Source organism: Streptomyces sp. NPDC042002 (genome assembly GCF_055588305.1).
On record NZ_JBVJCT010000002.1, the window covers coordinates 285,819 to 307,233 of the forward strand.

Genomic DNA, 21,415 nt, shown 5'->3' on the forward strand with positions numbered 1-21,415 from the left:
GACCCCCGACCATGAGCAAGCCGCTCAAGCAGATCCACCTCGCGGCGCACTTCCCCGGCGTCAACAACACCACCGTGTGGAGCGACCCCGACGCCGGGAGCCACATCGAGTTCAGCTCGTTCGCGCACTTCGCGCGGACCGCCGAGCGCGCCAAGTTCGACTTCCTGTTCCTCGCCGAAGGCCTGCGCCTGCGTGAACAGGGCGGAGAAATCTACGACTTGGATGTCGTGGGACGCCCCGACACCTTCGCCATCCTCACCGCGCTCGCCGCCGTCACCGAACACCTCGGACTGACCGGCACCATCAACTCCACCTTCAACGAGCCCTACGAGGTGGCCCGCCAGTTCGCCAGCCTCGACCACCTCTCCGACGGCCGGGCAGCCTGGAACGTCGTCACCTCCTGGGACGCCTTCACCGGCGAGAACTTCCGCCGCGGCGGCTTCCTGCCCCAGGAGGAGCGCTACTCCCGGGCCAAGGAGTTCCTGACCACGGCGAACGAGCTCTTCGACTCCTGGCAAGGGGACGAGATCGTCGCCGACCAGGAGACCGGCACCTTCCTCGGCGACGCCAAGGCCGGAGCCTTCGTCCACCAGGGACAACACTTCGACATCGAGGGCCAGTTCAACGTCCCGCGCTCCCCGCAGGGCCGCCCGGTGATCTTCCAGGCCGGAGACTCCGAGGAAGGCCGCGAGTTCGCCGCGGCCGGCGCCGACGCCATCTTCAGCCGCTACGCCACCCTCAAGGAGGGCCAGGCCTTCTACACCGACGTCAAGGGACGCCTCGCCCGCTACGGCCGCCGCCCCGACCAACTGCTGATCCTGCCCGCCGCGGCCTTCGTGCTCGGCGACACCGACGCCGAGGCCGAGGAGCACGCCCGCGAGGTGCGGCGCGCCCAGGTCAGCGGCGCCACCGCCATCAAGCACCTGGAGTTCGTCTGGAACCGTGACCTGTCCTCGTACGACCCGGACGGCCCCCTGCCCGACATCGACCCGGACCTCGGCGAACACACCATCGCCCGCGGTCGCGCCCAGGTCCGGATGTACCGCGACCCACTGGCCACCGCCCGCGAGTGGCGGGAGCGTGCGGCCGCCAACAACTGGTCCATCCGCGACCTCGTCATCGAGACCGGGAACCGGCAGGCCTTCGTCGGCAGCCCGGCCACGGTCGCCGAGACCATCAACGACTTCGTCCAGGCCGACGTCTGTGACGGCTTCATCCTCGTCCCGCACATCACGCCGGGCGGCCTGGACTCCTTCGCGGACACCGTCGTCCCGCTCCTCCAGGAACGCGGCGTCTACCGCACCGACTACGAGGGCAGCACCCTGCGCGACCACCTCGGCCTGGCCCACCCCGACGCCGAGGCTCAGGCAGAGCGGGCCGCGTCATGAAGTTCCTGGCGATCACCCTGATCGTGCACGCCCCCCATCCGGTCACCGGCATCCAGAAGCCGACGAACGACCGCTTCCGTGAAGTGATCGACAACGCGCTGCTCGCCGAAGAACTCGGCTTCGACGGCTTCGGGGTGGGGGAGCGGCACGAGCGTCCGTTCATCTCGTCCTCGCCGCCGGTGGTCCTCAGCCACATCGCCGCGCTCACCTCGAGGATCCGGCTCTTCACCGCGGTCACCACGCTCAGCCTCCTCGACCCGGTGCGCGCGTACGAGGACTACGCGACGCTCGACCATCTGTCCGGTGGACGCCTGGAGTTGATCGTCGGCAAGGGGAACGGCGCCGCACAACGGGAGCTGTTCCAGGTCACCACCGAGGACCAGTGGGACCGCAACGCCGAGAGCTACGAGGTGTTCCGCCGGATCTGGCGGCAGGACAAGGTCACCGCGGCGACCCGCTTCCGCCCGGAACTCAGGGACGCAGAGGTGTGGCCCCGGCCCCTCCAGCAGCCCGTCCGGGTCTGGCACGGCAGCGCCACCAGCAAGGAGTCGGTCGACCTGGCCGCCCGCTACGGCGACCCGCTCTTCTCCGCCAACGTCGCCAACCCCATAGAGCCGTACGCCGAGTTGATCCGCTACTACCGCGAACGCTGGGAGCACTACGGCCATGATCCGGCCGGCATCGCGGTAGGCGCCGGGACAGCGGGCTTCTACGCGGCGCGGACCTCTCAGGAGGCCCTCGCCGTCTACCGGCCCGTCTTCGAGGGCAACCTGGCGTTCCAGAAACGCCTGGGCCTGGAACCGGTGTTCACGACCCTGGAGGACTACGTGGAGCGCAGCTCGGCGCTGATCGGCAGCCCCCAGCAGATCATCGAGAAGGTGCACCGCTATCACGAGCGGTTCGGGCACAGCGTCCTGCATCTGCACGCCGACGCCGGTGGGCTGACCGGTCGTCAGCACCGTGACGCGCTGGAACTCTTCCAGTCGGACGTCGCCCCCGTGCTGCGCCGGGAGATCCCCGACCCGCCGTTCCCGTGGGGGCCGGTCCTCTCACCGCCCGTGCCCGAACCCGTACCCGCCGACCACTGAGGAGCCCCGACCCGCCATGTCCGACATCCCTCTCGGCGTTCTCGACCTGGTCCCGATCTCGTCCGGTTCCACCGCCACCGAGGCGCTGCGCAACACCATCGACCTGGCCCGCAGGGCCGAGGATCTCGGCTACGCCCGCTACTGGTTCGCCGAACACCATCTCAATCCGGGCGTCGCCGGCACCTCGCCCGCGGTCGTCCTCGCCCTGACGGCGTCCGCGACCTCGGCGATCCGCATCGGCTCCGGCGCCGTACAACTGGGCCACCGCACCGCCCTGTCCACGGTCGAGGAGTTCGGCCTGATCGACGCCCTGCACCCCGGCCGTCTCGACCTCGGCCTCGGCCGTTCCGGCGGACGGCCTCCGGGCGGGCCCGCCACGCCGCTGCCGACCGCGAGCCCCGTCGTCGACGGCCGGGCGCCCAACGGGCTGCGCATTCCGCCCCGTTTCTCGTTCGAGCATCTGCTCGGCTCGCCACGGGTCGCGCTTCAGCGCACCCTCCTCCAGCAGCCGAACGCCCAGTCGCAGGACTACGGCGAGCAGATCGACGACGTTCTGGCGCTGCTCGCCGGCACCTACCGGTCGGCGGACGGGGTCGAGGCGCATGCCGTGCCGGGAGAGGGCGCGGACGTGGAGCTGTGGATCCTGGGCAGCAGCGGCGGCCAGAGCGCCGACGTCGCGGGCCGCAACGGGCTCCGGTTCGCGGCGAACTACCACGTCAGTCCGGCCACCGTGCTGGAGGCGGCGGAGGGTTACCGGGCCGCGTTCCAGCCGTCCGACGTCCTCGACAAGCCGTACATCAGCGTGTCCGCGGACGTCGTGGTCGCCGAGGACGACGACACCGCCCGTGAACTCGCCACCGGATACGGCCTCTGGGTCCGCAGCATCCGTAACGCCGAGGGAGCCATCCAGTTCCCCACCCCGGACGAGGCGCGCGCCCACGTCTGGTCCGACGCCGACCGAGCACTCGTCCAGGACCGCCTCGACACCCAGTTCGTCGGCTCCCCGGGCCGGGTGGCCGACCAGCTGGAGCAGCTCCAGGAGGCCACGGGCGCCGACGAGTTGCTGATCACCACGATCACCCACGACCACGTCGACCGGGTGCGGTCGTACGAGCTGCTGGCCGAGGAGTGGCGCAAGCGGTGAGCGGGAGCGGGACGGCCGTCCCGGAGACACCGGCTCGGCGCCGCTCGGGGCGCTGGGCCGGTGTCTCCGGGACGGGCGCTCAGCAGTCCTAGCCGATCAATTCACTTACCAGTGCGGCGACTTGCTCCACCTCGATGAGGAAGCCGTCGTGTCCGTACGGGGACCCGATCACCCGGAGTCGGTCCGCCGTGGGGATACCGGCGGCCAACTCGGCCTGCTGGGACGGCGGATAGAGACGGTCGGAGTCGACTCCGGCGACGAGCGTCCGTGCCGTCACCCGGCCCAGGGCCGAGCGCGTGCCGCCCCGGCCGCGTCCGACGTCATGGCTGTTCATGGCCTCCGACAGCGTCACATAGCTGCCCGCGTCGAAACGCCGTACCAGCTTGACGGCATGGTGGTCGAGATAGGACCGCACCTGATAGCGGCCGCCGTCCCACGGATCCTCCGTACCCTGCGGCGCGCGGCCGAAGCGGACCGCCAGCTCGGGTTCGCTGCGATACGTGACGTGGGCGAGGCGGCGGGCCAGGCCCAGCCCCTCGTGCGGTCCGTGGCCGGGGGCGGCTTCGTGGTAGTCGCCGCCCCGCCAGTTCGGGTCGCTTCGGATCGCGTGGGTCTGTAGGTCGGTCCAGGCGATCTGCTCCGCGCTCGCCGCCGCCGTGGTGGCCAGCAGCAGGAGCGCGTCCGTGCGCTCCGGATAGGAAACCGCCCATTCCAGGGCGCGCATGCCGCCCATGGAACCGCCGATCACCAGGGCCCACCGGCCGATGCCCAGCGCGTCGGCCAGGCCGGCCTCCGCCGCCACCTGGTCGCGCTGGGTCAGGAACGGGAAGGCACTGCCCCAGGCCGTCCCGTCCGGGCGGGGCGATGACGGGCCGGTGCTGCCCTGGCAGCCGCCGAGCGCGTTCGGTGCGACGACGAACCAGCGGTGCGGGTCCAGGGCGAGTCCGGGCCCGACCAGACCCTCCCACCAGCCGGGCGTCGGGTGACCGGGCCCGGCCGGTCCGGCGACATGGCTGTCGCCGGTGAGCGCGTGCAGCACCAGCACGGCGTTGGAGCCGTCCGGCGCGAGCCGCCCCCAGGTCTCGAACGCCAGCCGCACACCGGGCAGTTCACCGCCCGCCTCCAGGGGCAGCGCCTTGTCCTGGAGATGCCACTGCCGGCGTCCGGGCGGGTCCCCCTCCCGCCAGCCCCCGGAGGCCGGCGGGAGGGGGACCGCGGACGGTGTGAGCACGGTGTTCAGGACGCGCCCTTCGCCGCGCGGAAACCGGCCTCCAGGTCCGCCTTGAGGTCGGCGAGGTTCTCGATTCCCACCGACAGCCGCACCAGCCCGGGCGAGGTACCGGTCGCCGCCAACTGCCCCTCGTCCAGCTGACTGTGGGTCGTCGAGGCCGGGTGGATGATCAGGCTGCGTACGTCCCCGATGTTGGCGAGATGACTGAACAGCTCGACCGCGTCCACGAACCGCTTTCCGGCCTCGACCCCGTCCCGCAGCTCGAATGCCAGGACCGCTCCGGCGCCGCGCGGAAGATAGCGCTGCCCCGCCGCGTACCACCGGTTGGACTCCAGGCCCGGGTAGTGGACGGCGGCGACCTCGTCGCGCTGCTCCAGCCACTCGGCCAGGGCCTGGGCGTTCGAGGAATGCCGCTCGATGCGCAGGCTGAGCGTCTCCACACCCTGGAGGAGCAGGAAGGCGGAGTGCGGCGACAGGGCCGGGCCGAGGTCACGCAGCAGCTGCACCCGCAGCTTGACCGCGAAGGCACCCGGGCCGAGCGCCGGCCAGTACTGGAGGCCGTGGTAGCTGGGGTCCGGCTCGGTGAAGCCGGGGAAGCGTTCGGCGTGCGCGCCGAAGTCGAAGCTGCCGCCGTCGACGACGACACCGGCGATGGTGGTGCCGTGTCCGCCGAGGAACTTGGTCGCCGAGTGGACGACGATGTCGGCGCCGTGCTCGATGGGCCGCAGCAGATACGGGGTCGGCACGGTGTTGTCCACGATCAGCGGTACGCCCGACGCGTGCGCGACGTCGGCCACGGCCCGCACGTCGAGTACGTTGCCGCGCGGATTGCCGAGCGTCTCCGCGAACAGGGCCTTGGTGTTCGGCCGGATCGCCGCACGCCAGGCCTCTGCGTCGTCCGGGTCGTCGACGAACGACACCTCGATGCCGAACCGGGGGAGCGTGTGGCGGAACAGGTTGTACGTGCCGCCGTACAGGGACGTGCTGGACACGATGTGGTCCCCCGCGGACGCCAGCGTCAGGATGGCGAGCGTCTCCGCCGCCTGTCCGGAGGCGAGCGCCACCGCGGCGACGCCGCCCTCCAGCGCCGCGATGCGCTGCTCGAACACGTCCTGGGTGGGGTTGTGGATGCGGGTGTAGATGTTGCCCGGCTCGGCGAGCGAGAACAGGTCGGCGGCGTGCTGGGTGTCCCGGAAGACGAACGACGTGGTCTGGTAGATCGGCACCGCCCGCGCCCCGGTCGTCGGGTCGGGCACGGCACCGGCGTGGATCTGCTTGGTCTCGAACGACCAGGCCGAGGTGTCGGGGCCGGTGGGCTCGTCGTCGGGGGTGTGCCCCGCGGTCACGGAGTCGACGGGCTGGCTCATGGTTCTCCCTTGTGCGGTGTGCGCTCTGTGGAGACGCACGGGGTCCGTGGTGTGCGCTGGTTCAGGCGTCGGCGAACGCACCGCAGGGCCGCGAATTCGCGCCCGGACAGGGCAGCGGGCAGCGCGGAGTGCGGTGGGGAAGGGTGTTCAGCTACCGGAGCGAGGGGGTCAGCTCACGGTGCGACAGGCCGTGGTGGTGACACGCACGTAGTCAACGTGGCGGCGGGTCACGAGCACGGTCATGGAGCCAGGTAACCACAGATGGTCACGACGCACCAGCATGAATGCCGGGCCGCGGAGTTGACGCACGGCTCGGACCCCGGACGCCTGTCGAAGTGGCCCCGCCCTGGCGCCGGAAGTCCTCAGCCGGTGGACGCGAGTGCGGTCGTACGGCCTCCCAGGGCGGCGGAGAAGTGGTCCGTGACCTGCTCCAGCGCCTGGGCGGCGGCGGGCGCGATCACCGCTGTGCCGTCCTCGCCGACCGTGACGTCCTTGTCGAGCGTGAACCAGCCGGGCACGATGTGCGAGGCGCCCATGGAACTCAGCACCGGGCGCAACGCGTAGTCGATGGCGAGGACATGGGCCGTACTGCCGCCCGTGGCGAGAGGCAGCACCGTCTTGCCCGTCAGCGCGTACTGCGGGAGCAGGTCGAGGAGCGACTTCAGCAGGCCCGAGTAGGCCGCCTTGTACACGGGCGTGCCGATCACCACCCCGTCCGCCCGCTCGAACAGGGCCGCGGCCTCGACGATCGCGGGATGCCGGAAGTCGGCCCCGAGCAGTGCGTGGGCGGGAAGCGTACGTACCTCCAGCGGGGTCACCTCGTGGCCCTGGAGGCGGAGCCGGTCGTCCAGGTGACGCAGGAGACGTGTGGTGCGGGACGTGGGGGAGGGGCTTCCGGAGACGGACACGATCGTGGCCATGGCGGACCTTCCGGGTCGGATTCGGCTGTGACGTGGGTGTGCGGCGCACGGTGGCGGGAGAAACGGGTGTCCGGCGAACGGTGGTGTGTGCCATGGGCCGCTCACGGAGCTGTGACGGCTGCACGCGGCGCCCTGGGCACCCGGGACGCTCCGGGCGCCGGCCGTGTGGGCGGTGGTGACCCGGCCGGCCGGGCGTCGCCGTGGGACGGGGGCGCCGCCCGACGCCCGGCGGCGGCGCCCGTCCGACGGGTCCTCACCAGGCGCTCGACCGCACGGTGATCAGCGGCCGCAAGTCGTTGCGGAGTGTTTCGAGGAAGGTGACGGCCTCGGCCGCCACCGAGCGGTGCTGGAGGTCGTTGAGGACGTCGTGGCGGGCGCCGTGCACGACCGAAAGGCGGGCCACGGGCAGTGACTTGGCCAGGCGCGCCAGCGCCTCGTGGTCGGCGATCGGATCGGAGTCGCCGACGAGCAGCAGCGTGGGCAGGGGTGCCTCGCTGTCGTAGGCCGCGCCGAGCACGGAGTCCGGCACCGCGTCGTTGAGCGACCCGCGTCGTACCTGGGGGTCCTGGGTGAGGTTGCCCCGGTGGGCGGGGCACGAGGTGCGGACGTCGAGTTCCTGGTCCCACGTGTCGGCGGCGGCGCCGGTCCCGGCGGACGGGCCGGGAAGGCCGGCGAGGACGAGGGCGTCCGGCTGCCAGGCGGCCTGAGCCTGTGCCCGGCCGAGGAGCGCGGCGAGCGCGGCGGCCCCGGAGTCCGCCCCGATGAGGACGACAGGCCGTACGACACCCTCCTCGGACGCGGTGCCCTCGACCGCGTCGGTGAGCCGGGCGGCGAGGTCGGCCAGGGACACGGCCGGGTCCTCGGCGTCGAGGGCCGGGGCGTCGATCACCCGGACGCGGTAGGCGTCGGCGGCGAGCCTGCGGCCGAAGCGCTCGTAGGTCGCCCGGGTCTCGCCGCGGCCGGGAACCACGAGGATCGTGCCGCGGATCCGCAGACCTTCGGGCCCGTGATGGTCGGTGTACTGGGTCATCTCACACTCCTGCGGATGCGGGCTCGGCCGTGTGCGCGGGCTGCCAGCCCAGCGCGGGTGCCACCTCTGTCGCGATGAGTTCGAGGGCACGGACGGCGGCGTCGTGGTCGGGGACGGCCGGGTTGAACTGCGCGATCAGGTCGGTCGCGACGGGCAGGACCCTCTCCTGCCGCAACGCTTCGACGATCTCGTCGGGATGGCCGTAGAACGAATGGAAGCGGCGCAGCGCCTCGTCAGGGCCGAGGCCCTTGGGGAACGCGCCGCTCTCCGCCATGCGCAGCGCCGCCCGGTGCACGTCGTCGCCGATCGCGCTGAGCGCCGTACGCCGGTCCTTGGCCGGAAAGATGAAGCGGGACAGGCCGATGCGCGGGCGGTGCGGCTGGTCCCAGGCGGCGAGGAAGGCGTCGGCCCAGGGGCGCTGCACCTCGTCGGTGGGGGCGTCGAACCCGTAGGCCGCCCGGTTGAGCAGCAGGTTCGAGCCGCGGCTCGCGGCGTACTCGGCTCCCCGCGCGCTGAACACGCCCTGCCAGACGCGGCGGCCGAAGTCGCCGGGGCGGGGCTGGATGCGGAAGTCGGGCGTGCCCACCTCACCGTGGGCCAGCGCCCGGCGCAGGACGTCGAGGTTCTCGCTGGTCAGTTCGCGCTTGCGGTCGGCGTCCTTGCCGAACGCGGCGTACTCCAGGCCGCTCGATCCGCTGCCCACGCCGATCTCGACGCGACCCCCGCTGAGGGTGTCGACGGTGGCGATGTCCTCGGCGAGGCGGACCGGGTCCTCCAGCGGGAGGACGGTGACGGCGGTGCCCAGCCGGATCCGGGTGGTCCGCGCCGCCGCGTGGGCCAGGAAGGTCCAGGGCGAGGACAGTCCGCCGCCCCCGAGGGAGACGTGGTGCTGGGCGACCCAGCCGACGTCGAAGCCGAGTTCGTCGGCCACCGCGAACAGGTCCTGCGCGTTGCGGTAGGTGCGGGCGATGTCCTGGTCGCGTCCCTGGACGTGGGTGAGGAAGCCGAGCCGGAAGCGTGGTCGCTCGCTCGTCATGGGTGTCGGCCTTTCGGTGTCGGGCCGCCGCGCCGGCCGGTTCAGGGAGTGAGCCGGCCGGTGTGCGGGGCCGCGGGGCGAGGGTGTGCTCGAACGGTCGGTCGCGCCGAGGACCTCAGTCGTTCACGAGCTGGGGCTCGCGGGTGTGGCGGTTGGCCGGGACGGGCAGACCGAGGTTCCCGCGCAGGGTGCCGGCCGCGTACTCGGTACGGAACAGGCCGCGCTTCTGGAGGATCGGCACGACACCGTCGACGAAGAGGTTCAGTTCGTCCTCGGTACGGAAGGCCAGGTTGATGCCGTCGAAGGTGCCGGCGTCGAACCACTTCTCGATGGTGTCGGCGACGGTCTCCGGCGCCCCGACGAACGGCGAGCCGCGGAACTGATTGACGGACTCGGCGACTTGACGGAGCGTCAGCTTCTCGGTCCGGGCGCGCTCGATGAGGCCCGCCGCGCCCGTCCGGCCGCCCTTCTCGGCGAGGTGCGCGACGTCGGGGAACGGCGCGTCGAGGTCGTGGACACTGAAGTCGTAGGCGCCGAAGGAGCGGCCGAGCAGGGCGAGGTTGCGGTCGAAGTCGTTGTCCTCCTCGAAGATCTCCCGCTCGCGGCGCCGGGCCGCCTCGTCGGTGGCGGCGACGACCGGGCTTCCGTGGATGAAGATCTTGATGTGCTCGGGGTCGCGGCCGTAGGCGGCGGTGCGCTTCTTGATGTCGGCGTAGTACTCCTGGGCCTGCTGGAGTGTGCCGCCCGGCGCGTAGATGCCCTCGGCGACCTGGGCGGCGAGGTCGCGGCCCTCCTCGGACACCCCGGCCTGGAAGATGACGGGCTGGCCCTGCGGGGAGCGGGAGAGGTTCAGCGGTCCCGCCACCTTGAAGTGCTCGCCCTCGTGGTCGAGCGCGTGCAGCTTGGCCGGGTCGAGGAACAGGCCCCGGTCCACGTCGGCCGGGAAGGCGTCGTCCTCGTAGGAGTCCCACAGACCCCGGGCGACCCGGACGAACTCCAGGGCGCGGCCGTAGCGGGTGGTGTAGTCGAGGTGTTCGTCGAGTCCGAAGTTGCGGGACGTGCCGGTGTCGAAGCTGGTGACGACGTTCCAGCCGGCCCGGCCACCGCTGATGTGGTCGAGGGAGGAGAACCTGCGGGCCAGGTTGAACGGCGAGTTGTACGTCGAACTCGCCGTGCCGACCAGGCCGATGTGCCGGGTGTGGGTGGCGACCGCGGACAACAGGGTCAGCGGTTCGAGGCGGTTGAGGTAGTGCGCCGGGTAGGTGGCGTTGATGAACTGGCTGTCGACGATGAACAGCGCGTCGAAGAGGGCGTGTTCGGCCGCCTTCGCCAGCCGGATGTAGTAGTCGATGTCGATGCTCGCGTTCTTCGCTACGCGAGCGTCCTTCCACAGGCCGTGCTGGCCGGGACCGCCGACGCCGTAGGGGTGCAGGGCGAGATGAATGGTGCGCGGCATGGGTTTTCTTCCTGTCTCTCGTGGCGTTGAGGCGTTCAGGCGTTCAGGAGGGAGCGCAGGGCCGCGCGTTCGGCCCGGTCGGCCGGGGCGGAGCGCAGTGTGGGCGCGGAACGGACCAGCAGACGCGTGTAGTTGTGCCGAGGCCGGCCGATGACATCGCGGGCGGCGCCGACTTCGACCAGCTCGCCCTGGTACAGCACGGCGATGCGGTCGGCGACCCCGGCGACGGAACCGAGGTCGTGGGAGATGAAGACGAGGGCCACACCGTCGTCGCGGAGTTCCTCCAGGATCCGCAGGATCTGGACGCGGTTGGCGGAGTCGAGGGCGCTGACCGGCTCGTCGAGGATGACCAGCCGGGGTTCGGTGACCAACGCCCGTGCCACCGCCACGCGTTGGCGCTGTCCGCCGGAGAGCTCACCGGGCAGCCGGTCGAGCAGGTCCTCGGCGAGGTGTACACGGGCGAGGAACGCGCGCACCCGGCGTGCCGCCTCGTCGCGGGACACACCCCGGACGAGCAGCGGTTCGGACAGGGAGGCCTCGACGGTGAGATCCGGGTCGAGGCTGCGCAGCGGGTCCTGGAAGACGTACTGGATCACACCGCGGCGCCGCAGGGCGCGCCACTGGCGCCCGCTGTAGGCGCTGACGTCCTCACCGTCGACGAGGACTGACCCCGCCGAGGCGCGCACCAGGCCGAGCACGGCCCTGGCGAGGGTGGACTTGCCCGAACCCGTCTCGCCGATGACGCCGACGGTTTCGCCCGGCGCGACGCTGAGCGAGACGCCGCGCAGCGCGGGCCGGCGTCGCCGAAGTGTTCCGTAGTGCACTTCGAGATCCTTGACCTCCAGGACGGGTTTCGTCGGCTCCCCGGGGGCGGTGGTTCGCGCGGACGGCTCGGTGGCCACGGCTTCGGTGCTCATGCGTCCCCCTCGGGATCGGGCGCGAGGAACTTCTCCAGGCCGTACTGCTCGTGTTCGGCGATCAGCAGCCGGGTGTACTCGTGCCGTGGACGGTGCAGTACGTCCCTGGTGGGCCCCTGTTCGACCACCTCGCCGTGGCGCATGACGAGGACCTCGTCGCAGAGCTGGGCGACGACGGCCAGGTCGTGGGAGACCACGACGAGGGCCAGTCCGGTCCGCTCGCGCAGGTCCGCCAGCAGGTCGAGGATCTCGGCCTGGACGGTGACGTCGAGCGCGGTGGTGGCCTCGTCGGCGATGAGGATCCGGGGGCCGGCGGCGATCGCCACGGCGATGAGGACTCGCTGGAGCATGCCGCCGGACAGCTCGTGCGGGTACTGGGCGTGGACGAGTTCCGGGTCCCGCAGGTGGACGGCTCGCAGCAGTTCGATCGCCCGGCGGTGTGCCGCGCGCCGCTTCAGTCCCGTCTTGACCCGGACGACCTCGGCGATCTGGGCCCCCACGCGGATCGAGGGGTTGAGATAGGACGCCGGATCCTGGAAGACCGCGCTGATCGTGGCGCCCCGCAGGTCCGTCCACTGAGCGGACGACAGCTGGGCGATGTCGGTGCCGTCGATCTCCACCGCGCCGCCGGTGATCTCGAAGTGGGCGGGCAGGATCCCCAGCGCGGCACGGCAGGTGAGGGTCTTTCCGCTGCCGGACTCGCCGACGATGCCGACCGCCCTGCCGGGCGTGAGCGTGAAACTCACGCCGTGGACGATCTCCCGGTCCCCGGCCCGGTCGCTGATGCGTACATCGCGTACCGCCAGCACCGGGGACGGCGGTTCGGCGGGCTGTGCGGAACCCGGCTCGGTGGTTTCCTCGATCGCCTCGGCCTCGGTCTCGGTCTCGGCGAGGAGCTTCTCGGACAAGGTGGTCATCGCGCACCTCCGGCGGGAGCGGGGTCGAGGTCGGCCTCGCGGCGGCGGTTGGCGCGGGCCCTGCGGTTGTTGACGAGCGCGCGGCCCGCCTCGCCGGAGATGTCGCGGATCGCGTCGGCGAGGAGGTTGCAGGCCCAGACGGTGATCATGATCAGCAGGGCGGGGGCGAGCGGTGCCCACGGCTGGTGGCCGAGGTAGCCCAGATCCGAGGCGAGCAGGCCGCCCCAGGTGGGCGCGGGGGGCTGGACGCCGATCCCGAGGAAGGTCAGGCTCGACACGATGACGAAGCCGACGCCGACGGTCTGGGCGAGCGCGACCGCGATCGGCGGGAGCACCTTGGCCCAGACGTGACGGCGTACGACCCAGCCGATCGAGGCACCCGAGACGATCGCGGCCTCCACGTACGGCGAGCGGGCCACGGCGAGGGTGGCCGCGCGGGCCACGCGGTAGAAGAGCGGGGACACCAACGCGCCGGTGACCAGCATCGCCTGGGTGAGACCGTTGCCGAGCAGCGCGATCACGGCGACGGCGAACAGCAGGAACGGCAGGGCGACCAGCGTGTCGGCGAGCCGGAGGGTGACCCATTCGAAGACCCGGCCGAGCTGGACCGACAGGATGCCGGGGACGGCGCCGATGGCCAGGGCAGTGAACGCGACCTCCAGCGAGCCGAGGACGCTGACGCGGGAACCGTCGAGGAGCCGGCTCAGCACGTCACGGCCGAGGTAGTCGGTCCCCAGCCAGTGGGCGCCGGAAGCGGTGGCGAGCGTGTGGTCGCTGGTGGCCAGGGGGTTCTGCGGAGCGAGCAGCGGCCCGAACAGGGCGAGTACGGCGATCGTGGCGAGGACGGCCAGGGCGATCCGGCCCGAGGTCAGGGTGAGGACGCGGCGCACCATGGTCATACCCCCCGCCCGGAGGCCGGCGTGACGCGCGCCAGCACCAGGTTCACGAGCAGGTTGAAGGCGACGACCAGCACGATCGACACCACGAGGACACCCTGCACGGCCGGTACGTCACCGGCCTGCGCGGAGTCGTTGGCGAACCGTCCGAAGCCCTGGAGCCCGAAGATCCATTCCGTGACGACGGAGGCGCCGACCAGCGCCGGGAACTTCAGGCCGAGGGTGGCGAGCGCGGGCCCGAGGCCGTTGCGCAGCACATGGCCGAAGAAGATCCGGCGTGGACTCAGCCCGCGGACCACCGCGCCCGTCACATAGTTCTCGCGGTAGGCCCCGACGAGGCTGCCGCGCAGTTGCCGGGCGACGTCGGCGACGACATCGAAGCTCAACGCGACGGCGGGGAGGGTGATGTGGGCGAGCCACGGCCCGAACCCCTGCTCCGCCGGAACGTATCCGGCGGAGGGGAACAGGTGCAGGCCCACGGCGAAGACCGCGACCAGCACGATGCCGACGACGAAGGCCGGCATGACCGAGATCACCGTGACGAAGCCGGTGATGGCGCGGTCGACCCAGGTGGTGCGGCGCAGTGCCGCGACCGTGCCCAGGACGAAGCCCGCGACCACGCCGATGAGCAGCGCGAAGGTCGCCACCGACAGGCTCACGCCCAGGCCGAGGCCGATGAGGGTCGAGATGTCCGCGCCGTTGGTCCAGCTCGTGCCGAGCCGCCCGTGCAGGACGCCGCCGAACCATTCCGCGTACTGGACGAGGAAGGGCCGGTCGAGGCCCCAGTGGGCCTCGACGCGGGCGACCGCTTCGGGAGTCGCCTCCTCGCCCAGCTGGATGCGCGCCGGGCTGAGCCCGCTCAGTGACCGCAGCGAGAACGTCACGAACGTCGCGACCAGGAAGACGGGCACGAAGATCGCGACCGACCGGGCGAGGGTGGCCAGGACGCGGCCCAGGGTGTGCCGTGCCCTGGCCGCGGCGGCCGGGAGACGGACGTCGGGCGGGGCCGGTGCCTCCGTCGTCGTCATGGGTTGCCCCCTCTCTGTCGTGGGCGGAGTGTCAGTTGGAGCCGGCGATGGTCACGCCGGTCCAGTCGATGTGGGCCGGGTTCTTCGGCAGGGCGGAGATGGACTTGCTCTTGGCGATGAGGTTGGGCGAGGAGTACGTGAAGACCAGGGCCTTGCTCTCCAGACCGGCCCGGGTCGCCGCCTGCAGGACCTTCGCGTAGTCGGGCGAATCCAGCGGGGTCCGGCGGACCTTGGCGATGGCGGCCTCGAAACCGGCGGGCTCATAGGGCGAGCTGAGGTTGAGCGGGCCGTTCGGGCCGAAGTGCGCGGTGAGGGTCTGCGCCGCGGAGTCGCGCCCGGTGGTGCCGTACAGCGAGAACGTCAGGTCCTTGGCGAAGAACGGCGTGGCCCAGTTCTTGTCGATCTTGATGGTGACGGTGATGCCGACCTTCGCCAACTGCGCCTGGACGATCTCGGCTTGGGGATCCTCGGCCGGGATGACGAGATTGAGCTTGAGGGCACCCGCCTTGTAACCCGCCTCGCCCAGCAGCTTCTTCGCCTTCGCCGGGTCGTAGGCGTAGGCGTTCGCCGACTGCGGGTCGAAGGCGACGTACCCCTTGGGGAACGGCTGGTTGGTCACCGAGCCGTAGCCGAAGGTCAGCTTGTCGACGAACTCCTGACGGTTGATCGCGTACCGGACCGCGTCGACGACCTTGTCGTTGTCGAAGGGCGCCTTGTTGGTGTTGAGGCTGAGGTTGGAGGCGTTGAAGCCGGGCTGCACGAAGACGTCGAGTCCGGCCTTCTTGGCGGCGTCGGCCTGACTGGGCGCTATGTCCGCGAAGTTGTAGACGCCGGTCTGGAGGCCGGAGACCACGGTGGAGGCGTCGGGAGCGGAGCTCAGCTCGACGTTGTCGATGTGGATGTTCTTGGCGTCCCAGTAGTCCGGGTTCTTCTTCAGGACGGCCTTGGTGCCCGGGACGAGCTGGGTGACGGTGAACGGGCCTGCGCCGACCGGGTTCTGGTCCAGCTTGTCGGGGGAGGCCGCCGCCTTGGGACTGGCGATCTGCAGGACGCGCTCGCCGAGGAGCTGGGGGATCTGGTAGTCGACCTGGCTGAGGTGGATCACCGCGTCGAGGCCGTTGGCGTCCACCGACTTGATGGAGGTCAGGTCGCCGAAGAGAGCGGAGTTCTTCTGCTTCTGGGCCCGTTCGATCGCGGCCTTCACGGCGGCGGCGTCGACCGGCGCGCCGTCGCTGAACTTCAGGTGGGGGCGCAGGTGGAAGGTGATCACGTCACCCTTGGCGTTGTAGTCCCAGCTCTTGGCCAGGTCCGGGACGGCCTTCCCGTTCTCGTCCGTCCGCGTCAACGAGGCGTACACCAGGGCGAGTTCACGGAACTGGGCGCCGCTGCCGCCGACGACCGGGTCCCAGTGGGCGGGGAAGTAGGAGGAGGTCCACTTCAGCGCGGCGCCGCCGGTGGCCGACGCCGCCTCGCCGCCGCAGGCGCTGAGCGCGGGGACGAGCACGGTGGCAAGGACGGTCCCCAGGGCGGCGGCGCGCAGCCGGTCGGAACGGAGGGTCGCTGTGCTGTTGCGGAACGTGAGTCGTCCGGGCATCGGTTTTCTTTCTGCGAAGGCACCCGGCCGCGCCGGGGCGGCGGACAGGGAGCAAGGGCGGCACGCCCCGCCGACGCGGACGCCGCACAGTCCGGGGCCGGGCATGCCTGCGTGGGCTTCGGTGCGCACGTGGGCATGCCGCGCTCAGGGCAGGAGGCGTCGGCGGATCACGGGGAGGGCCGGGAGGCGAGGGGAGCGGAGGCGACGAAACGCTGAGGGGACGGCGCGCGATGACGGGGGCCGGGCGGCGAAGCGGAGCGTGGCCGGTTCCGGCGGGAGGGCGTCAGGCGCCTGGAGGCCGCGGTTGGCGGGCGGTCAGCGACAGAGAGCGCTGCAGGTGCGCCGCAGGTCCACGTAGCGGCACACCACGCCGGGGTGCGTCGTGAGCATGGTGCACATCCTGGGGCCGGTTCTCGGCGGCTGTCAATGGACACCAATTGGTGTCTCATTGGGCGGGACGGACCTGACGGCTGATCAGAGGACCGCCGGGGAAGGGCAGGAGCACCGCCACCGGCAACGCCCCGCAACTGAGCGGGAGCCCGTCACGGCGGGACGCGGGCACAGCGGCCACCGCCCGCGCCCTGACCGCCGCGCCCGTGCCCTGGCCATTGCTCAGAAGCCCGTCAGGGCACGGCAGGAGTGCCGCGGCCACCGGCCGGGTGTACGGCGGCCTCCTCCGGATGCAGCCACAAGGGGCCGTTGCCGGTCTCGACGCGTACGGCGTCGCCCGGTGGCCACGGGCCGTCGGTCAACGCATCGCGCTCCGGATCGGTCAGGCTCCGGTAACGCGTGAGCGCTTCCGCGGGAGTCGGCCGCACGGGTTCCGTCAGCAGTCCGGGGCTCAACTCGTCGAACGCCGACGCGTATTCCTCGTACGGCCGCCAGCCCGGTACGACGCGGCATCCCAGGGGAGCGCGGACCAGCAGGGTCGGCAACGCGTAGCGGTACCCGCCGTCGGCGGTCTCCTTCGCGGCACCGGGATGCGGCGACCCGCCGCGCGCCGACAGCACCTCGCGGACCGGTCGGCGCGCCTCGGCACGGTCGGCGCGCACCGCCTCCAGCACGGCCTCCGAGGCGGTGTCCGCGGCCAGCCGCGCACGGTCCAGACCGGGCACGCTCCGCACCGCGGACTCCGCCAGCGCCGCGGTGTCCGCCGGCTCCCCGAGCACGAAGACACTCTCGCGCAGCCGCCGCAGCACCCGCCCGGCCACCGCGTCGCCCTGGCGCTCGGCGGCCTTGGCGACCAGCGAGGCCGGCCATGAACTCGCCGCGACCCGGCTCAGGTGCCGAGCCCGCGGCGCCCGCGTGTGGGCGCTGATGTCCTCGACGTAGCGCGCGTACCAGGCGGTCTCCGCCGCAGGATCGGGCGGCGGGTCGTCGTCGTGGTCGAACAGAACGCAGTACGCGCGGCGCCAGCGGACCCGGCCCGCCAGCGCGGCGCGGAGCCGGCGGAACACCGGCTCCGATCCCCAGGCCCAGGGACACAGCGGGTCGGTGTACTCCACCACCTCCACCGCGGGCTCTTCCGACGCACGGGTCACGCGGCTCCCTTCCGGTGCAGCTGCTCGGCCGCCTCGGCGGGCAGCAGCGCGGCCAGGGTCGTCCCGCCCAGCACGGCGGCGGCGTCCGCCTCGATACGACGCCACACGTCCGGCAGTCCGGAGGCGGGACCCGGGTAGTCGAGTCCGGCCAGCGGCTCGCCCCGCAGGGTGATCAACTCACCGTCCACGGCGCGTACGACGTCCAGCAGGGTGATCTCGTCGGCGGGCCGTCCGAGCCAGTACCCGCCCTCGCAGCCCCGCTGGCTGCGCACCAGGCCGGCCCGGCGCAACTCACCCACCACGGACTTCAGGAACCGGAACGGAACGTGCTGCGAGGAGGCTATGGCCTCGCATGTGAGCGGGCGGGCGGGTTCGCGGGCGAGCTCCAACAGGGCCCGTGTGGCGTAGTCCGCCTTCGCGGAGATATGCATGCGCACATGATGCCCGACACGGTGTCCGCCAGCAGGGCTTCCACCGGTTCCCCGCATACATTGCGGGAACATTGCCGCAGGTGAAGGGCAATGGACACCTCTTGACATCCTTTTCGGGGCCGCTCTAGCGTCGCCATCCATGAGCGAGCCGTTGACCACCCCCGGCGAAGGTTTCCACCCCCATCTCCCGGACGCCGAAGGGGAGTCCGTACGACCCCTGCGCACCCGCCTGCACCACATCCGCGCCGACGCCCTCGACGGCGACACGGCGCAGAGCGGAGGCATGCGCAGATTCGCCGCCGTCAGCGGCACCACCGTCGGTTCCGAGAAGCTGTGGATGGGCCAGACGCACGTCGCCCCCTCCACCGCCTCTTCGGACCACCATCACGGAGCGTCCGAGACCGCGATCTATGTGGTGAGCGGACACCCCGAGTTCGTCTTCCTCGACGACTCCGGGGAGCGGCCCGAGGAAGTACGCCTGAGCACCTCACCCGGGGACTACATCTTCGTACCCCCGTTCGTGCCGCACCGCGAGGAGAACCCGGACCCCGCCGAGGAGGCCGTCGTCGTCATCGCGCGCAGCACCCAGGAGGCGATCGTGGTCAACCTGCCGCGGCTGTACGTCCTGCGGCCGGGGGAGGAAGGCTCAGGAGAGGAAGCCTGACGGGACAGGCCGTCCGGCCGCGCGTCACGGCGAAGCGGCTCGCCACCGATCCGGGGTACCCGGTGGCGTACCGCACTCCGCATCCGTACGGGGGCGACGACCCTCGGTGAGTACCGTTGCGAGAAGATCGTCGTGACCTGCGAATCCGCCGGACCCCGGAAGGAACCAACGAGATCATGCACGTCATCGTGGCCCGCGGACTGACGGAGGCTCTCGGATGAACGGCACCGAGGCACCCGCCGCCGAGGAATCCGTCCTGGTGCGCACCGACGGACGGGCCGCCCACCTCACCCTCAACCGGCCGAAGGCCCTGAACGCCCTGAACCACGCGATGGTGCGTCGCGTCGACCGGGCGCTCGCCGCCTGGGAACACGACCCGGCCGTCGAGACCGTCGTCATCACCGGTGCCGGAGAGCGCGGACTGTGCGCGGGCGGCGACATCCGCTTCGTCCACGACGACGCCCGCGACGGGGACGGCACCGCGTCCGCCGCGTTCTGGCGCGACGAGTACCACCTCAACGCCCGCATCGCCCGCTACCCCAAGCCGTACGTGGCGGTCATGGACGGCATCGTCATGGGCGGCGGCGTCGGCATCTCCGCGCACGGCAGCGTCCGGGTCGTCACCGAGCGCTCACGCGTCGCCATGCCCGAGACCGGCATCGGCTTCGTCCCCGACATCGGCGGCACCCGTCTGCTCGCCCTCGCCCCGGGCGAACTGGGCACCCATCTCGCCCTGACGGGTGCCTCGATCGGCGCCGGTGACGCACTGCTGTGCGGCCTCGCCGACCACTACCTGCCGTCCTCCTCGCTCAGGCAGTTCACAGCCGACCTCGCCGCCCTCCCGGTACAGGAGGCCCTGGCCCGCCAGGTGCAGCCGGCGCCCCGGGGCGAGCTGGCCGAGCGGCGGGAGTGGATCGACGCCTGCTACACCGCCGGCACGGTCGAGGAGATCATCCAGCGACTGCTCGCGGTGGGCGACCCGGCGGCGAAGGAGGCGGCGGAGACCCTTCTCGGCAACTCGCCCACCGCCTTGAAGGTCACGCTGGCCGCCCTGCGCCGCGCCCGGCGGCTCGGTTCGCTGGAGCGCGTCCTGGACCAGGAGTACCGCGTCTCCTGCGCCGCCCTGTCCGCCCCCGACCTGGTCGAGGGCATCCGGGCCCAGATCATCGACAAGGACCGCGACCCGCGCTGGTCCCCGGCCACGCTCGCCGAGGTCACCGACGCCGACGTCGAGCGCTTCTTCGCCTCGCTGGGCGAACGTGAGCTCGGGCTCGCCGGCCCGGGTACGGCGACGGTGGGCGACTGAGGTCCGGCGAGCGGGCGGGTCGCGTCCACGGCTGAACGCGGCGCAGCCGCCGGGCACTTCTTCGGGCATCGTCCGAAACGGCACCGGGTGAACCGCTGTTCACACAGGACCCGTCACCTGGGACGAGAGGAAGATCACCCCAGGTGGTGCGGTCTTGGCCAGGTACGCGCCACGCGGTACGGTCGGTCCGATATCGATGACGTCAAGACGGAAGCCGGTGGAAATCCGGCACGGTCGCGCCACTGTGAACGAGACGTCCCAGCCACGCTGGGCGCCGCGTGAGTCAGACCCGTAGGCGTCATCCTGTGCACCACCGAGATGGGACGCGAACTCCCGAGGAGGTCCTGCCATGGCGCAGACCGTCGCCCAGCCGACAGCCACCACCCCCGCACTTCCCGCCAAGCTGCCGCTGAGCGCGATAGCTCCCTGGGCGGTCTTCTTCGGCATCCTGATGCTGGTCCTGCTGTACTTCGTCGGCGCCGAACAGGGCGCCACCTCCGTCGTCTCCGGCGAGGACGTCCACGAGTGGGTGCACGACGCCCGCCACCTGCTCGGTTTCCCCTGCCACTGACGCGAGGGACGACACACGCTCATGAACTCCGCAACGGTAAGAAACCTGCTCGTGCGAGGCATGCTCGCCGGCCTCGCGGCCGGCGTACTCGCCCTGGTCGTCGCCTACTTGCTCGGTGAACCGACCGTCGACAGCGCGATCGGCTTCGAGGAGGCCCACGCTCCCGCGCACGGGCACGAGGTCGAACTCGTCTCCCGCGGCCTCCAGTCCACCGCCGGCCTCGCCACCGGTGTCCTGGTGTACGGCGTCGCCTTCGGCGGTATCGCCGCGCTCGCCTACTGCTTCGCACTCGGCCGCGTGGGCCGCTTCGGTCCGCGCGCGACCGCGCTCCTGCTGTCCGGGACCGCGCTCCTCGCCGTGTACGTCGTTCCGTTCCTGAAGTACCCGGCCAATCCGCCGTCGGTCGGCGACCCCGACACCATCGGCAAGCGGACCACGCTGTACTTCCTGATGATGGTGCTCAGCGTCCTCCTGGCGGTCGGCGCCACCATCCTCGGCAAGCGCCTCGCGCCCAGCCTGGGTACCTGGTACGCCACCGTCACCGCGGTGGCCGCCTTCGCCGTCGTGATCGGCCTGGCCTACGAGTTCCTGCCCGTGATCAACGAGGTGCCGGGAGACTTCCCGGCCACCCTGCTGTGGCGGTTCCGGCTCTCCGCCCTGGCCATCCAGGCCACCCTGTGGGGCGGATTCGGCCTGGTCTTCGGCGAGTTGGCCGAGCGCATGCTCAACCCCCGGCCCGCGACGGTCGCCGCCGGGCGCTCGGTTCCGGCCGCGAACTGATCCTTGGCGACATGGAGGGGGGGGGGGGGGGGGGGGGGGGGGGGGGGGGCCGGGTGGGGGGGGGGGGGGGGGGGGGGGGGGGGGGGGGGGGGGGGGGGGGGGGGGGGGGG

Annotated in this window: 20 protein-coding genes, 1 pseudogene and 1 riboswitch; of the genes and pseudogenes, 8 read left to right on the plus strand and 13 right to left on the minus strand. The window is 71.7% G+C overall.

The window, feature by feature from the left end; all coding sequences use genetic code 11:
- Positions 1 to 11: 11 nt before the first annotated feature.
- From ACZ6KY_RS04020 to ACZ6KY_RS04030, 3 genes are read left to right on the plus strand one after another with little or no spacing between them, the layout of a single operon-like run.
- Complete coding sequence (locus ACZ6KY_RS04020; RefSeq protein ID WP_469308726.1) at positions 12 to 1,388, plus strand: NtaA/DmoA family FMN-dependent monooxygenase; 1,377 nt, start codon at positions 12 to 14, stop codon at positions 1,386 to 1,388.
- Positions 1,385 to 2,476 carry an LLM class flavin-dependent oxidoreductase gene (locus ACZ6KY_RS04025; protein ID WP_469308727.1) on the plus strand — a complete coding sequence of 364 codons (1,092 nt, stop codon included), beginning with the start codon at positions 1,385 to 1,387 and terminating at the stop codon, positions 2,474 to 2,476. Before ACZ6KY_RS04020 ends, ACZ6KY_RS04025 begins: the two co-directional genes overlap by 4 nt.
- A gap of 16 nt (positions 2,477 to 2,492) precedes the next feature.
- Positions 2,493 to 3,620 (plus strand): LLM class flavin-dependent oxidoreductase, encoded by a 1,128-nt coding sequence (locus ACZ6KY_RS04030; RefSeq protein WP_469308728.1) that lies wholly within the window; start codon positions 2,493 to 2,495, stop codon positions 3,618 to 3,620.
- 88 nt (positions 3,621 to 3,708) lie between these two features.
- Here the strand turns inward: ACZ6KY_RS04030 and metX are convergent, their stop codons facing one another.
- The 13 genes from metX to ACZ6KY_RS04095 form a co-directional block, all read right to left on the minus strand.
- On the minus strand, positions 3,709 to 4,851 hold the full coding sequence (gene metX, locus ACZ6KY_RS04035) for a homoserine O-acetyltransferase MetX (RefSeq protein WP_469308729.1): 1,143 nt from the start codon (positions 4,849 to 4,851) through the stop codon (positions 3,709 to 3,711).
- 5 nt (positions 4,852 to 4,856) lie between these two features.
- Positions 4,857 to 6,218, minus strand: coding sequence for a bifunctional o-acetylhomoserine/o-acetylserine sulfhydrylase (locus ACZ6KY_RS04040; protein ID WP_469308730.1), 1,362 nt, complete (start codon positions 6,216 to 6,218; stop codon positions 4,857 to 4,859).
- A 362-nt stretch (positions 6,219 to 6,580) separates the two neighbouring features.
- Complete coding sequence (gene ssuE, locus ACZ6KY_RS04045; RefSeq protein ID WP_469308731.1) at positions 6,581 to 7,138, minus strand: NADPH-dependent FMN reductase; 558 nt, start codon at positions 7,136 to 7,138, stop codon at positions 6,581 to 6,583.
- Positions 7,139 to 7,391: 253 nt separating this feature from the next.
- Positions 7,392 to 8,168, minus strand: a complete 777-nt coding sequence (locus ACZ6KY_RS04050; RefSeq protein ID WP_469308732.1) for an alpha/beta hydrolase — start codon at positions 8,166 to 8,168, stop codon at positions 7,392 to 7,394.
- A gap of 1 nt (position 8,169) precedes the next feature.
- Positions 8,170 to 9,204: an LLM class flavin-dependent oxidoreductase gene (locus tag ACZ6KY_RS04055; protein WP_469308733.1), complete on the minus strand. Its 1,035-nt coding sequence runs from the start codon at positions 9,202 to 9,204 to the stop codon at positions 8,170 to 8,172.
- Positions 9,205 to 9,319: 115 nt separating this feature from the next.
- On the minus strand, positions 9,320 to 10,660 hold the full coding sequence (locus ACZ6KY_RS04060; RefSeq protein WP_469308734.1) for an LLM class flavin-dependent oxidoreductase: 1,341 nt from the start codon (positions 10,658 to 10,660) through the stop codon (positions 9,320 to 9,322).
- A 35-nt stretch (positions 10,661 to 10,695) separates the two neighbouring features.
- On the minus strand, positions 10,696 to 11,577 hold the full coding sequence (locus tag ACZ6KY_RS04065) for an ABC transporter ATP-binding protein (protein ID WP_469308735.1): 882 nt from the start codon (positions 11,575 to 11,577) through the stop codon (positions 10,696 to 10,698).
- Complete coding sequence (locus tag ACZ6KY_RS04070) at positions 11,574 to 12,494, minus strand: ABC transporter ATP-binding protein (RefSeq protein WP_469308736.1); 921 nt, start codon at positions 12,492 to 12,494, stop codon at positions 11,574 to 11,576. The genes ACZ6KY_RS04065 and ACZ6KY_RS04070 overlap by 4 nt, the downstream gene beginning before the upstream one ends.
- Positions 12,491 to 13,387, minus strand: a complete 897-nt coding sequence (locus ACZ6KY_RS04075) for an ABC transporter permease (protein ID WP_469308973.1) — start codon at positions 13,385 to 13,387, stop codon at positions 12,491 to 12,493. The genes ACZ6KY_RS04070 and ACZ6KY_RS04075 overlap by 4 nt, the downstream gene beginning before the upstream one ends.
- A 2-nt stretch (positions 13,388 to 13,389) precedes the next feature.
- Complete coding sequence (locus ACZ6KY_RS04080; RefSeq protein ID WP_469308737.1) at positions 13,390 to 14,418, minus strand: ABC transporter permease; 1,029 nt, start codon at positions 14,416 to 14,418, stop codon at positions 13,390 to 13,392.
- A gap of 31 nt (positions 14,419 to 14,449) precedes the next feature.
- The gene (locus ACZ6KY_RS04085) at positions 14,450 to 16,012 is read right to left on the minus strand and encodes an ABC transporter substrate-binding protein (protein WP_469308738.1); all 1,563 of its coding nucleotides are present in this window, start codon (positions 16,010 to 16,012) and stop codon (positions 14,450 to 14,452) included.
- Positions 16,013 to 16,635: 623 nt separating this feature from the next.
- Positions 16,636 to 17,553 carry a DsbA family oxidoreductase gene (locus ACZ6KY_RS04090; RefSeq protein WP_469308739.1) on the minus strand — a complete coding sequence of 306 codons (918 nt, stop codon included), beginning with the start codon at positions 17,551 to 17,553 and terminating at the stop codon, positions 16,636 to 16,638.
- The gene (locus ACZ6KY_RS04095; protein WP_469308740.1) at positions 17,550 to 17,984 is read right to left on the minus strand and encodes an RrF2 family transcriptional regulator; all 435 of its coding nucleotides are present in this window, start codon (positions 17,982 to 17,984) and stop codon (positions 17,550 to 17,552) included. The genes ACZ6KY_RS04090 and ACZ6KY_RS04095 overlap by 4 nt, the downstream gene beginning before the upstream one ends.
- A 139-nt stretch (positions 17,985 to 18,123) precedes the next feature.
- Between ACZ6KY_RS04095 and ACZ6KY_RS04100 the strand changes: the two genes are divergently transcribed.
- The 5 genes and pseudogenes from ACZ6KY_RS04100 to ACZ6KY_RS04120 all read left to right on the plus strand — a co-directional run bounded on the left by ACZ6KY_RS04100 (position 18,124) and on the right by ACZ6KY_RS04120 (position 21,305).
- Positions 18,124 to 18,648 (plus strand): cupin domain-containing protein, encoded by a 525-nt coding sequence (locus ACZ6KY_RS04100; protein ID WP_469308741.1) that lies wholly within the window; start codon positions 18,124 to 18,126, stop codon positions 18,646 to 18,648.
- A 29-nt stretch (positions 18,649 to 18,677) separates the two neighbouring features.
- Positions 18,678 to 18,869: pseudogene (locus ACZ6KY_RS04105) on the plus strand (acyl-CoA dehydrogenase family protein); the annotation flags it as partial.
- Positions 18,866 to 19,954 (plus strand): enoyl-CoA hydratase/isomerase family protein, encoded by a 1,089-nt coding sequence (locus ACZ6KY_RS04110; RefSeq protein ID WP_469308742.1) that lies wholly within the window; start codon positions 18,866 to 18,868, stop codon positions 19,952 to 19,954. The pseudogene ACZ6KY_RS04105 and the gene ACZ6KY_RS04110, both read left to right, overlap by 4 nt.
- 166 nt (positions 19,955 to 20,120) lie before the next feature.
- A riboswitch (cobalamin riboswitch) is annotated at positions 20,121 to 20,231 on the plus strand.
- 72 nt (positions 20,232 to 20,303) lie between these two features.
- The gene (locus tag ACZ6KY_RS04115; protein WP_469308743.1) at positions 20,304 to 20,525 is read left to right on the plus strand and encodes a CbtB domain-containing protein; all 222 of its coding nucleotides are present in this window, start codon (positions 20,304 to 20,306) and stop codon (positions 20,523 to 20,525) included.
- Positions 20,526 to 20,546: 21 nt separating this feature from the next.
- Positions 20,547 to 21,305, plus strand: a complete 759-nt coding sequence (locus ACZ6KY_RS04120; RefSeq protein ID WP_469308744.1) for a CbtA family protein — start codon at positions 20,547 to 20,549, stop codon at positions 21,303 to 21,305.
- Positions 21,306 to 21,415: the final 110 nt, after the last annotated feature.

Excerpts from the sequence above, each read along its gene's own strand:
- ACZ6KY_RS04100 (WP_469308741.1), top strand. The coding sequence starts at position 18,124 with ATGAGCGAGCCGTTGACCACCCCCGGCGAAGGTTTCCACCCCCATCTC.
- ssuE (WP_469308731.1), bottom strand. The coding sequence starts at position 7,138 with ATGGCCACGATCGTGTCCGTCTCCGGAAGCCCCTCCCCCACGTCCCGC.
- ACZ6KY_RS04085 (WP_469308738.1), bottom strand. The coding sequence starts at position 16,012 with ATGCCCGGACGACTCACGTTCCGCAACAGCACAGCGACCCTCCGTTCC.
- ACZ6KY_RS04115 (WP_469308743.1), top strand. The coding sequence starts at position 20,304 with ATGGCGCAGACCGTCGCCCAGCCGACAGCCACCACCCCCGCACTTCCC.
- ACZ6KY_RS04070 (WP_469308736.1), bottom strand. The coding sequence starts at position 12,494 with ATGACCACCTTGTCCGAGAAGCTCCTCGCCGAGACCGAGACCGAGGCC.
- ACZ6KY_RS04120 (WP_469308744.1), top strand. The coding sequence starts at position 20,547 with ATGAACTCCGCAACGGTAAGAAACCTGCTCGTGCGAGGCATGCTCGCC.
- ACZ6KY_RS04040 (WP_469308730.1), bottom strand. The coding sequence starts at position 6,218 with ATGAGCCAGCCCGTCGACTCCGTGACCGCGGGGCACACCCCCGACGAC.
- ACZ6KY_RS04080 (WP_469308737.1), bottom strand. The coding sequence starts at position 14,418 with ATGACGACGACGGAGGCACCGGCCCCGCCCGACGTCCGTCTCCCGGCC.
- ACZ6KY_RS04075 (WP_469308973.1), bottom strand. The coding sequence starts at position 13,387 with ATGGTGCGCCGCGTCCTCACCCTGACCTCGGGCCGGATCGCCCTGGCC.
- ACZ6KY_RS04110 (WP_469308742.1), top strand. The coding sequence starts at position 18,866 with ATGAACGGCACCGAGGCACCCGCCGCCGAGGAATCCGTCCTGGTGCGC.
- ACZ6KY_RS04025 (WP_469308727.1), top strand. The coding sequence starts at position 1,385 with ATGAAGTTCCTGGCGATCACCCTGATCGTGCACGCCCCCCATCCGGTC.
- ACZ6KY_RS04065 (WP_469308735.1), bottom strand. The coding sequence starts at position 11,577 with ATGAGCACCGAAGCCGTGGCCACCGAGCCGTCCGCGCGAACCACCGCC.
- ACZ6KY_RS04020 (WP_469308726.1), top strand. The coding sequence starts at position 12 with ATGAGCAAGCCGCTCAAGCAGATCCACCTCGCGGCGCACTTCCCCGGC.
- ACZ6KY_RS04095 (WP_469308740.1), bottom strand. The coding sequence starts at position 17,984 with ATGCATATCTCCGCGAAGGCGGACTACGCCACACGGGCCCTGTTGGAG.
- ACZ6KY_RS04030 (WP_469308728.1), top strand. The coding sequence starts at position 2,493 with ATGTCCGACATCCCTCTCGGCGTTCTCGACCTGGTCCCGATCTCGTCC.
- ACZ6KY_RS04050 (WP_469308732.1), bottom strand. The coding sequence starts at position 8,168 with ATGACCCAGTACACCGACCATCACGGGCCCGAAGGTCTGCGGATCCGC.
- ACZ6KY_RS04055 (WP_469308733.1), bottom strand. The coding sequence starts at position 9,204 with ATGACGAGCGAGCGACCACGCTTCCGGCTCGGCTTCCTCACCCACGTC.
- ACZ6KY_RS04060 (WP_469308734.1), bottom strand. The coding sequence starts at position 10,660 with ATGCCGCGCACCATTCATCTCGCCCTGCACCCCTACGGCGTCGGCGGT.